At 35.1% G+C, this 16,031-nt stretch carries 7 protein-coding genes and 3 pseudogenes; 7 read left to right on the top strand and 3 right to left on the bottom strand.

The features are described 5' to 3' along the window. Positions 1-41: 41 nt before the first annotated feature. The 3 genes and pseudogenes from G0028_RS19660 to G0028_RS19670 form a co-directional block, all read right to left on the bottom strand. Positions 42-815: an OmpA family protein gene (locus tag G0028_RS19660; protein WP_227554840.1), complete on the bottom strand. Its 774-nt coding sequence runs from the start codon at positions 813-815 to the stop codon at positions 42-44. Positions 816-1,008: 193 nt separating this feature from the next. Beyond that, positions 1,009-2,153 (bottom strand): annotated as a pseudogene (locus G0028_RS19665) (IS3 family transposase). 176 nt (positions 2,154-2,329) lie between these two features. Continuing rightward, positions 2,330-3,508 carry a replication initiation protein gene (locus tag G0028_RS19670; RefSeq protein ID WP_104442428.1) on the bottom strand — a complete coding sequence of 393 codons (1,179 nt, stop codon included), beginning with the start codon at positions 3,506-3,508 and terminating at the stop codon, positions 2,330-2,332. 942 nt (positions 3,509-4,450) lie between these two features. Here G0028_RS19670 and G0028_RS19675 point away from each other — a divergent pair. The 7 genes and pseudogenes from G0028_RS19675 to G0028_RS19710 all read left to right on the top strand — a co-directional run bounded on the left by G0028_RS19675 (position 4,451) and on the right by G0028_RS19710 (position 15,840). Further along, positions 4,451-5,227: a ParA family protein gene (locus tag G0028_RS19675; RefSeq protein WP_130075507.1), complete on the top strand. Its 777-nt coding sequence runs from the start codon at positions 4,451-4,453 to the stop codon at positions 5,225-5,227. A gap of 11 nt (positions 5,228-5,238) precedes the next feature. After that, positions 5,239-6,150: a ParB/RepB/Spo0J family partition protein gene (locus G0028_RS19680; RefSeq protein ID WP_104442427.1), complete on the top strand. Its 912-nt coding sequence runs from the start codon at positions 5,239-5,241 to the stop codon at positions 6,148-6,150. Between the two features lie 233 nt (positions 6,151-6,383). Then, a pseudogene (locus G0028_RS19685) lies at positions 6,384-6,596 on the top strand (IS5/IS1182 family transposase); the annotation flags it as partial. 33 nt (positions 6,597-6,629) lie between these two features. Next, positions 6,630-9,042: pseudogene (locus G0028_RS19690) on the top strand (DUF2345 domain-containing protein); the annotation flags it as partial. Between the two features lie 8 nt (positions 9,043-9,050). Continuing rightward, positions 9,051-9,977, top strand: coding sequence for a hypothetical protein (locus tag G0028_RS19700; protein ID WP_180047567.1), 927 nt, complete (start codon positions 9,051-9,053; stop codon positions 9,975-9,977). Positions 9,978-10,117: 140 nt separating this feature from the next. Continuing rightward, positions 10,118-10,789, top strand: coding sequence for a hypothetical protein (locus G0028_RS19705; protein WP_180047565.1), 672 nt, complete (start codon positions 10,118-10,120; stop codon positions 10,787-10,789). Next, the gene (locus tag G0028_RS19710; protein WP_180047563.1) at positions 10,786-15,840 is read left to right on the top strand and encodes a tyrosine-type recombinase/integrase; all 5,055 of its coding nucleotides are present in this window, start codon (positions 10,786-10,788) and stop codon (positions 15,838-15,840) included. Before G0028_RS19705 ends, G0028_RS19710 begins: the two co-directional genes overlap by 4 nt. Positions 15,841-16,031: the final 191 nt, after the last annotated feature.

Genomic DNA, 16,031 nt, shown 5'->3' on the forward strand with positions numbered 1-16,031 from the left:
TGGCTGCAAACATGCATGTAATGCTTCTCGCGGCAAACTGACTACTGTTTTTCATCAAAACAACTATTAGTCACTGGTTGACGCTTGCCTGCACTTGCTGTCGAAATCACATTCCCTACCACACCATTTTGAATCAATAGGTTACGCACCGTATCTGCACGGTTTTGGCCCAATTGATTGTTATAACTATCACTTCCCAAACGATCTGTATGGCCAACTAACTTAATTTGACTCACTGAAACAAAGTTGTTGCGAATTTGCGATGCAACGTCTAGTACTTCTTGACGGCCTTTTGGTAATAAATCATTCAAAGAAGAACCATCAAATTTAAATAAAGTATCTGCTGCTAGATCCACTCGAATTGTATGCTCCTGTGCAACAACCTGTGGTTTTACCTCGCAACTTAATGGCTGGCCATTATTGGAAATAAAAGGCTTACCATCAGCTTTGACAGATAGGACTAATTCATTGCTCGCTAACTGCCCTACGTTCAAGTCAATATCACAACTCTGGCATGATGCTTCAGTGCAGTTTTTTACTTTGAAATTATACGTCTCAGGTTTTAATGAATATTGAGCCGAGTTATTTATATAAAAATTTCCAGCTTTAATACTATCGATATAAAATTCAATTGGGCAATTTTGATTTCCTTCTGTATCACCAGCACATAAGACCCCATCTCTTTTTAAACTTATTATTTGATTATTCTTTGTATTTTTTTCTTGAAAACGTAACTCCGAGGGATGCCTATAATTTGATACACAAGCAGTTCCCCCCATACATATTAAAACTAAAAGCAATAAAACCTTATACATTAACAACTCTCCGCAACACATTAATAATTAACATAAGCCTCTATCATTAATGTAATAAAATTCACTCTTCCTCATAATTATTGCACATTTGTAGTTAATATATATGTAATTTACAATTTATTTAACACTACCAGAGGTGGTCCCACATGTTTGAACAACTAAAAGCTTATTTATAAGTGATACTCTGCTCTAGTTAAGCTACCTTATTTTGTTGCGGTAGCTGATCATAGTAAAACTCATTTGGTGTCATTTTGTCTAGACTCGAATGAGGTCGTTTCAAATTATAAAACTCAAAATATGCACTCAATTGCTTTTTCGCATCTGTGACACTGCTATAAGCTTTGAGATACACCTCTTCATATTTAACGCTCCGCCATAATCGTTCAACCATCACATTATCAATCCATCGACCTTTACCATCCATACTGATTTGAATGCCATTTGATTTCAATACATCAATAAATGCATCACTGGTAAATTGACTGCCTTGGTCTGTATTAAATATTTCAGGTCGACCATATTTTTCAATAGCTTCATTTAATGTTTCTATGCAAAATGTAACCTCCATACTAATCGATACCCTATGCGCAAGTACCTTGCGGCTATGCCAATCAATCACAGCACATAAATAAAACAAAGCCTTTTGCCATAGGGATATACGTTATATCCGTAGACCACACTTGATTACTGCGCTGAATAGCCAATCCTTTGAGCAGATATGGATATTTACGGTGAGCTTGATTAGCCTGGCTTAAATTTGGTTTGCAATATAACGCCTGAATACCCATTTTCTTCATTAAAGTACGTGTATGACGTCGTCCTATATGATGCCCTTGAAGATTCAACAAATCACGCATCATACGACTGCCTGCAAAAGGATATTGCATATGTAATTCATCAATACATCGCATCAGTTTCAGATCTGATGAGCTAACAGGTTTTGGGCGATAATAATAACAACCACGAGAGACTTTCAATAACTTAGCTTTTTAGATACTGAAATCTGAAGTGAGTGGTCGATTAACTTTTGTGGTTGAAGCAGTCCAGTTTCTTCAACACACCTTCTAAAAAATCAATTTCTAATGCCTGCTCACCGATTTTTACATGTAACTTTTTAAGATCAATGGGGGGTTCTGATGGAGCTTTTGATTGATCGAAAGCTTGTGAGGAAGCTGAGATCAATTGATTTTTCCAGTCAATAATTTGGTTTTGATGAACATTAAACTCAGAACTCAATTCAGCATGTGTTTTTTCTGCTTTGATCGCAGCAAGTGCTACCTTAGCCTTAAAGTCGTTTGAATGATTTCTTCTTGGTCTACGTGCCATAAAATACTCCATATATTGATGTTTATAACATCATTTGAGGAGCAGAATATCAATTATAGGAGTTGTTCAAATTTCCGGATCCATCTCTGTTGAAATAAACGTTCAATATAACTGTTTTACTAATTAAAGTTATAAGTGGTTTCTTGAACTAAGAATAGCCGATAAAAGTGTAGCAAGTTGCTACACTCCTAGATAATATCCTTTCCGAAAATTTCATTTAGACGATCCTTGATGTCTTCCACAAATTTACTATCAGTTTTCAATTTATTTTTCATTTTTCTCTTAAAGTCACTTAAGCTCATTCCAACTTCAGCAAAATCCATTTGAAATAATGAATCATTGATAACAACGTTTGCTTGAGAGTCTGTGAGGCAACCTACAGTCTTAAACCACTTTTCAAGCTGTAAATAATTAGCATCATCATTAAAAATATACCATGAACGTACAGTGGTATCGAATTTTGCACCTAGATCTTTTACCTCAGCATTATCTTCAAATGGAACATCTAAGTAGATCTTTAATTTTTCGGCCTTTTTATTTTCAATTACAGGCTTTTCAAAACCACGATGATGTAGTTTAAATTTTACGCCTACAATAGGGCGTCCTTTTTTAATTGTTTCATATTCTAACTGTAGATCGGTGTTTTCATTAATTTCAGCTACAATTTTATCTAATACATAACGTCGAAAATCGACCCAACGGTCATATTTAGTTTCATTTATATCAATTAGAGCTTTGAGATTCTCTAATAATAATGGAACTTCGTAGATTTCTTGAGTCTTAAATTTGAATTCGTTTTTTATGAAATAGGTATAAAGACTCATACTTGCAACTGAATCTAGAGCAAATAAATGTTTTAGTTGGTATGTAGTAAAATTACCACCAGCTAATTGAGTAAAGTAAGGTAATACTTCACTGGTAAATCTGATTTGAAGTGCATTCTTTGAATCATCTTCCCATCTTAACTCACGGATAATAGGGACAACCGAGTGAACTCTTTTAGTCTTTTTCTTTATATCATCTACAGGTTCTTCAATTACAAAGTGCGCCACACGGGATGAAAGTTCTTTGTAAATTCGATCAATGGCTACATTAATTGAATTTCGCTTACTTAATCCCAGTAATTCAGCTAAATCATCTTTATACAGATAAATGTATGTTTGTTCACTAATCTCTTTATCGATATGATTCTTCTCACCGTAATTGGCAACAGCCATCGCATATAAAAGTGCTTTATATTCATTCGCTGACAATTCAATAGGTCGTATCAAACGATTGCTAGTACTTACAACCCCATTGTGACGAATATTACCTATGCAGTACGGGATTGAATCCAGCTCTTCTTTGTTATGGCTTAGTTCTGACATAAAGTGTATTAACTATTTTAAGTGTGCTTAACTTGATTATGCATGTTATATAAAAAAGTGGAAAAAGATTCAACACTTTCACCTAAAAAACCTAAGGTGGAATACTTGTCACCAAATTTAGGTAAAAATCAATTAAAGTGGAAATATATTTTTAAATTCCACCCCAAGATGACAAATACTCCACTTTTAGATGTTTTTGATTCTTTATAGAAATACGGATTGATGAATAAATACCCATAATGGATTTTAAATAATCAATTAACCTATTTCGATATGACAAGTTTTCCACCTTTAAAAACGCAGATCACTGAAAAAAAATATCGAGTTTAGTCATAAGAACAAAATTTCTGCATTCTAGGGTGAGTGCGTGAAATTCTTTCCACTCTTAGATCAATGAATATATCAAAAAATGGTGTAGTAAAAAAAAGCCTTGCAACTTTATCCACAATATTATTTTTGTAAGTGATTTTTTTTCCACTCTTGCACTTAAATTCACTAACTTATCAACATTATAAATAATTGTTTTATATATATTTTAAATGATAATACATATATTTTATAATTAACAGTGAAAAACATTCCACCATAGTGACAAACACTCCACTTTTAAGTGACAAATATTCCACTTTACAGTGACAGATATTCCACTTTTAAGTGATCATCTTTCCACTTATAGAGGACAACTCTTCCACTTTAAGGTGACAAACCCTCCACCTTAAAGTTGATATGCTATTGTTTTTAAATAAAAAATATCAACTTAATTATTAATTAACTTAATTATTAATTACTATTAATTATTAAATAAGCTAGCTATATAAAACTTTAAATTTAAAATTGCTTTAGCGTTATACAAATGACTGTTTTAAATTTAAAAGGTGTAGTAACTTAGCCCAAAGTTATTTATATTAATAGTAATTGTAAATATAGAATGATTTGACAAGTATGTCTGCAAAAATTATTGCTGTTGCGAATCACAAGGGTGGTTGTGGTAAAACAACAACAGTTGTTCATTTAGCCTCTGAGCTAGCAAACTTAGGAAAAAAAGTGCTTGTAATCGATTTAGATCCTCAAGCAAATGCTAGCTTGCATATTGGTTTAAAACATCCAAGTGAAATTGGAGTAACAACCGCTGAATTATTAGTAGGTGATGTCTCATTACTTACTGACGCTTTAGAAGAAGATACTAATTTTGATAATGTTTCACTAATTTATGGTTCTCTCAATTTAGGAAAAACTGAGGACCAATTAAAAGAAGATGCGCCAAGACCATCAGAAGAACTCACTACAAAATTAGAACTATTAAAAGATCTTTATGATTTTATTTTAATTGACTGCCCTCCAAGTTTAAAACTATTGACGAGTAATGCTTTAGCATCTTCAACACATGTAATTATCCCGATTGAATCTGGCTCACAATATGGTCTATATGGTGTTACAGACTTACTTAATCATTTAGAAAAAATAAAGCGAATCAATCCGGAGTTACAATTATTAGGTGCACTACTTATTAAGCACGATGAGAGACAAAATGTTTGTAAACTCATTCGTGATGAAGCATTTAAGCAAGTGGGCTATATTATGGAAACGACTATTCCACAAAGTACAAAAGTAAATCAAGCCGCAATTATGCAGCAGTCTTTACTTAAGCTAGACAAAAGTGGAAAGGTTCGAAAGGCTTTTGAAAGTTTAGCTAAAGAAGTTTTAGCTAAAGTTAACTGATTGAGAATTTTATGGCAACTGCAAAAGAACTTTTAGCTCAAAAGCTGAAACAAAATACTCAAAAGCATCAATTAGCTCAAAAAGATAATATCAAGGAATTAAAGGAATTTAGACGAAATGTCCCCATTGAAGACATTTCACGGAGTCCTTATCAACCGCGTAGAAAATTTGATGAGCAGGAAATCAAAGAACTGGCTGAATCGATCGATGAAGTTGGTTTGTTGCAACCCATCACTGTTCGTAAACTTGAAAATTTAAAATTTGAACTGATTGCAGGTGAACGTCGATTACGTGCGCATGAAATTCTAAAAAAATCGACCATTGAAGCAATTATTATTGATGCAAATAATGAAGAAGCTTCACTACTTACACTAGCTGAAAATTTAAAACGCCAGGATTTAACAGACTTCGAAATCTATATTGGTCTAGTAGGCTTAGATGAAAATTTAAAGAAAAATAAACAACGTTTAGCGAAGTCTTTAGGCTTAAATCGCGAAGACATGTATAAATATTTATCTTTTGAAAAGTTGCCTAAAGCCATCTTGAATGATTTGGTAAATGAGCCCCAGTTATTAGGTCGAACTGCTGCAACAGCTTTTAAAAAATTTCTTGCAGATCACGACGAAATAAAACAACGTGCTGAAAAAGCCTTGTTAACTGTTTGGACAAAAGTAAAGAATGGCCAACTTGAGCAAACTAAGGCTGTTGCACAAGCTACGAAATATCTAGTTCAAGATAATAATGACTCTCCATCAACATCGCTTGTAAAAAAAATTGAATATGCTGGGAAAGTTGCTGGAAATATTAAATTTAATGATAAGTTATTAAAGGTTTCTTTAAAAATTTCTCATTTTGATGATGCTAGTTTGGAAAAATTAGAAAATCTATTGAAAGAGTTGGTAGAGAAAAATCAAGAAGTGTAGCAACTTGCTACACTTCTTTTCTTTAAAATATGTCTGATAGTATAATCTTGGTGATACCTAGTAATAAAATTAATGTTAATTAAAAACAATTTTTTTATAATATATATTTATAAAAGTTAGATGCTGTTGACATTTGTTGTATAAAAAATAGTGAGAAAGTAAAATTCAATCGACAAACCACATTCCTTCTTGTTATGTATTACAACAATGCTGGCGCATAATCAATGGTCTAAGTCTTTAAATTATTATCAAATGATGCAAATCTAGAATAGGTTTCTATTGATGCATCTCATATGCGAGTGCATCAACATACGACCGGAGTGAAAGACCAAGCTATTTCTAATAACGTTGGTGGAAATAGTTCTAAAATCCATTTAGTTGTGGATGCGGATGGAAATCCTACTGAATTTATTATTAATGATACCAAGACCCATGATTTGAAAGTGCATCTGATTTGTTTGATGTTTTGGATTTAAGTGAAAAGCCCATTACTCGCTTCTAGCTTAACCTTAGATAAAAGCGGATTAAGCAAAAGCTATGATGTTCGTCCCTTCATCATGCAGAGCAATGAAACCGACTACGACTTTATTAAACGACTTTTAGCTTCTGAAGGTGTAACTACACTGATTGATGAAGCACAGCATCAAGTATGGAGTTCATCTGAACAGATCAAACCACAAAAGCTACGCTTAATTGATGATAATGCCCAATTTCAAGCATTAGATCGTCGCAATATTCGTTTTCATCGAAGTAGTGCTACAGAATGACAAGACATTATCACAGCATTCACAGGATTGCGTTCTCTACAACTAACTGCGGTACACCTTCAAAGATGGCAAGCAGATGCTTTAGCACAAGAAGAAGGTGCAGGCTCGGTACTCACAAAACATCAGCATTCAGATAATCAAGATGTAGTAAGTTTAGGCTTAGAACAAGCCTTTCACATCAGTCCTGCATGGATACAAGGCCTCAAAGGTGAAGATGGTGCAACTCAGTCTGGCAATAAACAAATTGAAAAACTGAATGAAAATTTAAGCAAATACTTCAATTCGCAAGCCAAGTACTTTAGTGCGACTTCAACAGTACGTGATGCACATGTCGGGTATTGGTTTAAGTTCAAAGAACATCCTAAAATTGATCAACATGAAGGTTCCGATCAAGAGTTTCTAATCACAGCAAAGACCTTTTATAACCAAAATAATTTGCCTAAAGATCTAACTGACCAAGTCACCGCCTTACTCAAAGAAAGCCATTGGCAACAGCCCGAAATTCATACCAACAATCAAGATGAGCGCCAAGCCAATAACCTTATTTTACAACGTCGAAACATTGACATTGTTCCACCTTACAGGCCACTTGAAGATCGCCCTAAGACCCACCCACAACGTGCCAAAGTCGTAGGCGTCGAGGGTGAAGAAATTCATGTCGATGAATGGGGACGGATTATAATCCGTTTTCTGTTTACTCGAACAGATGACCATATGCATGACAATGGTTCAGGCGCGAATAATATTGACACTGACTCAGCGTGGGTAGATGTGCTCACCCCTTGGGCAGGAGAAGGTTATGGTTCACGGTTCTTACCGCGTATTGGTGAGATTGTGGTGATTAATTTCTTTGATGGCAATATCGACCGACCATATGTCGTTTGTCGCATTCATGAAGCACATCGTAGTCCAACTAAGTTTGATCAAAAAGGACAACTTCCCGATACCATGAAGCTTTCAGGGATTCGCTCCAAACAAGTCCAAGGCGATGGCTTTGGCCAACTTCGTTTTGACGATACGACTGGACAGATCAGCACACAACTACAAAGTAGTCATGGGGCATCACAGCTCAATCTAGGTAATCTTAGCCATCCGAAAGAGACAGACACGAGTGATGGACGTGGTGAAGGTTTTGAATTGCGAACAGATCAATGGGGAGCACTGAGAGCTAAGCAAGGATTACTCCTTTCTACCTATAAACAAGACAATGCATCAGGCAATCAATTGGATGTAGCAGAAACCAAATCGCAACTGGAATCCAATCTCAATAATTCTAAAGCCCTCAGTGAAGTAGCCAAAAATCAACAAACCGATCCTTTAGAAGTATTAGACAATCTGAAACAATTTATAGAACAAATTGAACAAGAAAGTGAGGCTAAAGCAAAAGCCTTTAAACAAGCCATTATGGTATTAACTTCACCAAACTCTATTGCACTAACGACCAATGAAGATGTACATCTATCAGCAGATGGTCAAATCAGTCATAGCGCTGGTGATAGTATTAACTTGAGTACACAAAAGAGTCTACTTGTACATGCACAAAGTAAAATCAGTTTATTTGCAGCTCACGAAGGTGCAAGATTGTTTGCTGGTAAGGGGGAGATTGAAATACAAGCTCAGGGGGATGGAGCGGATTTGATTGCCCGTAAAGGGATTCAAATTATTTCAACAGAAGATACGGTTTATATCACTAGTCCGAAAGAACTCATCCTGACTGGAGGCGGTTCACAGCTCAAGATTAATGGTTCAGGTATATTTCCTACGACTAGTGGCAAGTTTGAGGTAAAAGCTGGACAGCATAAGTTTGTGGGGGGGGAGTAAAACAAATTATGTTTTACCACACTTACCACTTACTGAAATCAAAAAGGATGACTTAGTTCTAGAATATTTACATAGTGATGGCTCACCTGTAAAAGATGCTGAATTTGAAGTTTTACTTTCAGATGGAAGTCGAAAAAAAGGTAAATTAGACGATAAAGGCAAAGCTGTTGTTAAAGGTGTTCCAGCTGGTAGAGCCAAAATTCAATATGGAGAAGATCAGTCTGAAGATGACTTTCCTCCTCATGAAATTGATGATTGGTTTATTCAACAAGACTTAGAAATATCGAATAATAATGAAAATTAGTGAATAAAATGTCGACAGAAAATCAAGCTTTTTGGAATAAAATTGCTAACCGTTCTACTGATATACAGCAACAGTTTTGGTACGGTGCTGAAAAACTTGCACAACATATTCAGGATAGCCCAGCTAACTATCTTACATATAGAGAATATGACACAAGTAAACCAGATCCGAATCTATCGTGGTGGGAAAAAATATTCTTTTATCAAGGTCAAGCTGCGATTAACGAGAGTGTGACAAATCATAATATTGCGGTGGCTGTAATAGATAAAAGTAGCTGGATTTGGGGAATGTTAAAGGGTGATTTCAATAAGAATCCTACGATGTCACAAATCATTGTTAGTGGTTTAATCAGTATGATTCCTGTGGTTGATCAGGTTTGTGATGTTAGAGACCTAATAGCGAATCTAATAGACCTTTCAAAAGAAAATGGTAAATCATCTGATAACTATAAAGCGTTGGCTCTTACTGCATTTGGAGTCATTCCTGAAATTGGTTCGGCTGTTAAAACCATTGTCAAAGCCGCAAGATCAAAGGAAGCTAATAAATTAAAAATTTTTAAATTGATGGAAGGCTTTGAGAGTGCCTTCAAAAAACTAAAAATAAAAAGCCCATGGAACAATGCTCCTGAAGCATGGCTCAGGTCTAAGCCATGGCAAAAGATGGGAAAAACAGCATTAAATGCATTAAACAAATGTATTGATCGTTTAATTCAAGCTATTAATGGTTTCCTCAATAAAGTTCGCGGTAGTTTAAAATCGGCTTTGGAAAAGTTCAAAGTTGAGATTACTAATGCAAAGAATGCGATAAAAAAATACATTAGCGATCTCTGCAATGAAATTCAGAGAAAATTTCAGGAATTATTACCTCAACCTCAATTGGGTATGGCTGGTGCGAATGGGGCCAACATTCCCACCGGTAGATATGATTTAGTATAAAAATAAGGTTAGTAAATAAATCATATAATCCAGATACTTATTTAGTAAATATAAAATTTATTTGATTTTACTTTGTTAATTTAGGGACTATGGTATTCTATTATTTTAACGCTAAAAATAATTTACCTGTGCAGAAAAAAATGATGACACCATTGCTCATTGATGCATTGACAATATCTGAAGGTAGGTTTGAAAAACCATGCCCAGCTTTAGTTTTGAAAATGATGTTACTCAATGGGGAAATAAGCAGTGAGTTTTCAGAAAAAATTAAAAATCAAGCATTACTACTGCTCGCGATATATCGTAAGTTATTGCTTGCTGTCGATAGGGATTTATGTAAGGTAAAAACTCTACAGGACAGTGTGAAAAGAAGACACTGGGGAAAAATGGATAAAGCACAGGACAAGATGGTGGTTGCAGACCAACTTCGGCTAAAGCGTTTAGATCCAGAAGAAATGATTTTATTTTTAAATACACAGGATTATCTAGATAAGCTGCCTATTTCCTTTGTAAAAAAACTGGTAGGTTGGGCACCACCAGTGGTGAGTGGTACTTTTTTAATCGAAAATGTTTTAGCTGGTTATATCGCCCAGAAGCTTTTGCCATTAGAAAGAATTAAAGTGAAAGAGCTGGGCAAGTCTGTGCAACCCTATTTTCACATAGCTGACTTTTTTGTGCTTTTACCTCAACTAGAAGAACTGTATCAAAAATATCAAAAGCAAATTGTTCGTTTGGCGCCAACGGCAGAAGTTGCTTTAGCTTTAACAGACTTTGGGAAAGCATGGATTTATCGTCTTAGGAGTAGGCTATGAATATTTATTTTCAGCAACTGCTAGAATGGATAAACCAGAATACCCCTATAGAAGAACAAAAACTCCTCCGAGCATTATTTTTATTACGTGCACATTATAGCTTAGCCGGTATCGTTGTCATTTGTCAGCGAATTTTCACCTTGATTGGTGATAATGAATTACCAAAATTTCGTGATGAGCTTAAGACTTTAGAGATCATTAGTGCATTAGAGTATTCTGAGGAATATTCACATTTTTTTTCAAAAACAACGGATAAAAATAAACATAACCCCACGCCGTTGCGCCCCTTTACTGGAGACAGTGGAATTTGTGATTTGCTCTTGCTTAAATCAGGAGAAAATCATAATAATGAGAGTTTTGATACTGTAATTATTTGGTTTTTAGAGCAAATTTTTCATTTTCAAGACAGGGTACATGCTCTTGAGCTTTATAGTAGTTATTTAAAGGGTGATGGAAGCATAAAGCTGAAAGACCAAAAAGGATCTCGTGTGTACAATGCCTTTTTAGCGATTAGGCTATTAGGTGATGCTGGTAATACACAGATTTTAGAAGATGTAAAAGCATCACTGCTTCAAAATTCCCCGAAACAACTGATTCAGTTAATGTCTGTTCATAATAAAGATGAACAATTAAATAAAATTTATTATGCATTAAAGCTATTTTTATCACAAATCTGGCAAAATAATCGGCAAAAAAATAAAACAAAACGTCGAGAATTTTTACACCGTATAGGTTTAAAGCATAGAAAACTGATCTTGCAACGATACGGCTCATTAAGTATTGCTATCCAACCTTTAGAGGATGTAGATGAAATTCATCGTGGTCTAGTCTCTGATGTATTTGAGGATGATGAGATTGAAGAAGATGAAACACCATTGGAGCCCTTGTTTAGATTTTTTTTGGCAGAACAATCCGATTTAATTCGAGGGCTTTATGCATCTAAGTCTACTTCTCAACATATTGAAGCTGCAAATGTTGGTTTAGTTTGGACCAAATCGCGATTGTCCTTAAATTCAATTCAAGAAGTATTTAGGCTCTGTCAACCATCTCATACTGATGCCAGCTTAATCTTACGCGCAAAATTAGCTTTAATATTGAGTTTACTCACAGGACGTTCGGTTACTGAATTAACAGCGCCAAGTTTTAGTCAAAATACTGGTCATAATAATATTACTGGTCATAATAATATTACTATTAAGTATGATCATACTTTATCTGCATATGTATTGAGTATTTTAGCTGGGACACCAATACTCAAAAAAAAGCCAAAAAAATCTAAATTTCACGTGCCATGGACCAACGAGTTACATTTGGTTTTACCGATTGAACTCAATGATTTGGTGAGTCAAGTCAAAAATCTTGGGATTACAAGACAGCATATTGCAGTTGAACGTGACGCGAGTGAACTGATTAACCGTGTACCTAAAGAGCTAGAAATCAGCCTCAAAAGCATTCGAGATATTCTTCCACGGTTGTTATATGATCATAGCCAAGGTGATTTAGCTGTCGTTAAAGCAGTGACGAATGCATCAGGTCGAAATTATGATAACTTGATTCATTATGCCTCTTTTGAACAGAGGCAACTTGAGCAACTCTGGGCTGCTTGTTTAAGAACGATAAAAATTAATATTCCTGAATATATATACTCTTCCAATAAGCGGGTGGGTAGCCCAATTGGAATAAAGATTATTGAAATACAAAATGAAATTGCACGAATAAAAAATTATATATATCAAGCCAATGAACAGAAAGATTGGCAGATGTTCTTTAAGTACTTAATGTCATATACGGAATTATGGATAAATCTTGCCACAGCTGGTCGAGGGATTAAACAACCCTTTCCAAAGTGGATCAGTCAGCAAGGCTGGGCCTTGATTCAAGATAAGCATCATCAAAATGAATCAACTGATCGTTATGTGCCATTGACTCCAGCATTGATCAAACAAATTCAAAGTTTACGTGGTTTGATGGGAATGTTGGGGGAGCAAATTGAGCTACGTGTTGATTTATCATCTTATGCTGTGCAACTGTATGATCCTCATCAGATTGAAGATTTAATTAGAAATTGGGCACGGAAGTTGGTTCGCTCTGATCGTAATCAGTTACCTGGGAGGTTCAAGGACGCTGGACTTGGGCACTGGATACGGGGTCGTCATCCATGGGATATATTATCCGTATTTCCTGTATCAGCCTTTAAACAACAGTGGCTTGATGTACAAGAAAACTTGCAAAAACAATTAGGTTTCGAGTGTATTGAAGATTTTGATTTTTTAAAAATCAAGAATGTTCCTACATTTGTTTTAACTCAAGAGACTAAAACAGTACAAGTAGAGACAAAGCTTAGAATAGAGTTTTCAGAAAATGATGTAAAAGAATGGCTGAAAAACCCAGACTATAAGTCCTATTATCAGCTGATTTTTGAGGAAAATCCTGAGCCACAAGTAGCTTTAGAGCTTGGACATCTATTAGCCTCAAATTTAGCTAAAAATAAAAATATTGATTTGCCTCAAGCGATCAAGGCATATTGTGCTTATATTCGCGATAAAACGAAAATTCCTTTATTCGTTCAACTTCCTCAAAAAGCTCATCGTACATGGCTGACATCTGAAAATAGTTTTAGTACATGGGGTTATATTGAACAAAACTTACTTGATCATATTCAGAAGGATTTAGAACATTTACCTGAACATCAAAATTGTGATGTTGAAATAGGACGTTTGTTGGTTGTACTCTCGATGTATTCACAATTGTGCAGAGTAAGCCATTTACAAGCAATGTTAGAGTTTATTATAGTCGCTATGGGATATAGTCGGCTTATTGAGCTGGTAGTGAATAATGATAGATCTGTGACGAAGATACGCCGTACAGTACTGTTAAGTCCTTATGTCTCGACTTTAATTTTAGTAGACCGACAATATCTACAGCCCCGATTAAAAGAGATTTTAGCAAAGTCAAAAGATCTACAAAGAAAGGATTGGCAAAAGTGTTTTAATACATATTTAAAACAAATAGGGGTTAAGTCAACTCTATCGTTAGCTCAATGGTTGAAAGCTTTACAGCAAAATGTGATGTTAAATAGCACTCCGTTGATTGCAGGTTATATATCAGGCCAAGTCCTGACTGAAGATCTTTCAATAAATGAATTATTACGCTTATTCGAATATGAAAAATTAACCACAAATTTAGATAGCACTGAGCCAGAAAGTGAAATAGAAATAGACGATGAGCAACTACATTTGTCTGATATTTTAGCGATGATTCAGCAACTAAAAGGTGAATCTAGATCAAGCATTTGGCTTAAACAGCTTGCCAATAATGAAACGAATCACTACTCAGTCAATTTATTAACGTGCTTTGTGCGATGGCTGATTTTACGCTGTGATGCAGAAGAGTTAAGTCTACAGAATCGAAATATGATTCATCTACATTTGGCCATCGTCAGTGCAGGTATATTGGGGTTTTCAGAAGATTTAACAAAAGATAGCCAGATTGATGAAGATGTATTTCAAAAATGGATGGAGTTGACGCAAGAGCATTTTCCACACCGCAAGCATCTCGCTGCGTGGAATCGCTTTAGAGATTTTTTAATTCAGTTAAATGATAATCGTATAAAGTTACACAAGCGTACAGCGCATCAAGCAAGTGCTAAAGTTTTTTCAAAAAATGAAGTGCAGCAGATCGTTCAAATATTACAATCTGTAGAATCTGGGGTGAATGATGCTGCTTTACGTCTAGAGATTCAGCGTCATTTTCGTTTATCTGCAGCGATGGGTGTACGCCGTTCAGAGACACTTCATTTACGGCCCTTAGATATTGATGAGGATATGCTCCGAATTCGTCCTTATGGTGAGCATCAGTTAAAAACACTTGGATCAGAACGTGTTGTTCCGATGAATTTATTAAGTCAGACGATTCAAAATGGATTAAATGATATTTATAAGAATAAAAAATATTCGATATTAATGTCTGATGAGAATAGTGAGCATAGGCCTTTTTTTGCTCAAATATCTCAAATATTAAAGAAAGTCACTGGAGATGTTGATCTCAGCTTACATCATTTAAGACATACGTTTGCAAGTACATATACTTTAAAGTGTTTGCAAACAGTGGTGGATTTTAAAGCGCTCACGATAGAATTGCCATGGCTACAAAATTGGATGCCATCGAATGAGCAATTTAATACGCTAGTAGGCAATGAAGGACAGGTTGGGCAAGGGATTAAGGCGATTAGTCGAGTGCTTGGACATTTACATGAATCGACAACATTAAAGCATTATGTTCATATCTTATTTCTGGCTACTTATGCCTATAGCATGCAACAACAGCAACCCAATTTACATACTGCATTTTTTAAGCGAGTCATGAGTCGGAGTAATTTATTCAGGCATTTCCAAGCGATTCATCAACAGAATGGTAATCTAAAATATGAGTTGAGAGACACCATCGAAAAATATGTACTCAAAAAAAGACAAAGTCAGAGGTGGGTCATCTATGCTCAAAAAAGAGGGAATTCGACTGGAAAAGTAATTAAACACGAATTATTTCAAAAGTTTGAAGATATTGAGCGGTATCTTATTTCTGGGCAGGGGCAGCCACGATTAGATATTGAGTCCTGGAAGAAAGCTTTAATTATGATGGCAAACATTCCGTCAGGTAAACGTGGTTCAAATATAGGAAGACATCCATTATCGACACAAGGAAAGTTAGCACGTTTGCCTGAATTACTCAGTGCTGTAGATTTTAATTCTGCACAAGAGATTTTAGAGCGATTTGATTATTTAGAACAAAACCAATCAGAAACTTATAATTGGTTAATAAAAAAATGGTTGTATGAAAGTAATGTAACAAAAGTATTGATGCATTTTACGGCAGAGGATGAACCTATGCTTTCAATCCTTACAGAACATCAGTTTTTTCCGATAGTGATGAAACATAATAAATATGATTATTTTAGAATTATGTCTCAACAAGCGTCATTAAGCGCCGTGCGATGGGTACTAGCATGGTTGAGTGTACGATATTTGGTGATTAGAGATCATATCAGAATTTAAGTAAATATGACTTACGCACGCTTTATTACATAAAGTTTTGAAAGACAGCGCTACCCTAATTGAGCTAAATTCAAGTGACAATTTGGGTATAAGTGCAGCCAAATTCTGTGAATTTGTTCAAGACAGCTACGTGTGCATAAATATCATTTACCTGACTACATCATACCTTGCATTTAATATGCTGCTAGAAG

This window comes from Acinetobacter piscicola, assembly GCF_015218165.1.
In the GTDB taxonomy this organism is placed as follows: Bacteria; Pseudomonadota; Gammaproteobacteria; order Pseudomonadales; family Moraxellaceae; genus Acinetobacter; species Acinetobacter piscicola_A.

Coding starts and splice junctions, on each gene's coding strand:
- G0028_RS19675 (WP_130075507.1), top strand. CDS start 4,451: ATGTCTGCAAAAATTATTGCTGTTGCGAATCACAAGGGTGGTTGTGGT.
- G0028_RS19700 (WP_180047567.1), top strand. CDS start 9,051: ATGTCGACAGAAAATCAAGCTTTTTGGAATAAAATTGCTAACCGTTCT.
- G0028_RS19670 (WP_104442428.1), bottom strand. CDS start 3,508: ATGTCAGAACTAAGCCATAACAAAGAAGAGCTGGATTCAATCCCGTAC.
- G0028_RS19705 (WP_180047565.1), top strand. CDS start 10,118: ATGATGACACCATTGCTCATTGATGCATTGACAATATCTGAAGGTAGG.
- G0028_RS19710 (WP_180047563.1), top strand. CDS start 10,786: ATGAATATTTATTTTCAGCAACTGCTAGAATGGATAAACCAGAATACC.
- G0028_RS19660 (WP_227554840.1), bottom strand. CDS start 815: ATGTATAAGGTTTTATTGCTTTTAGTTTTAATATGTATGGGGGGAACT.
- G0028_RS19680 (WP_104442427.1), top strand. CDS start 5,239: ATGGCAACTGCAAAAGAACTTTTAGCTCAAAAGCTGAAACAAAATACT.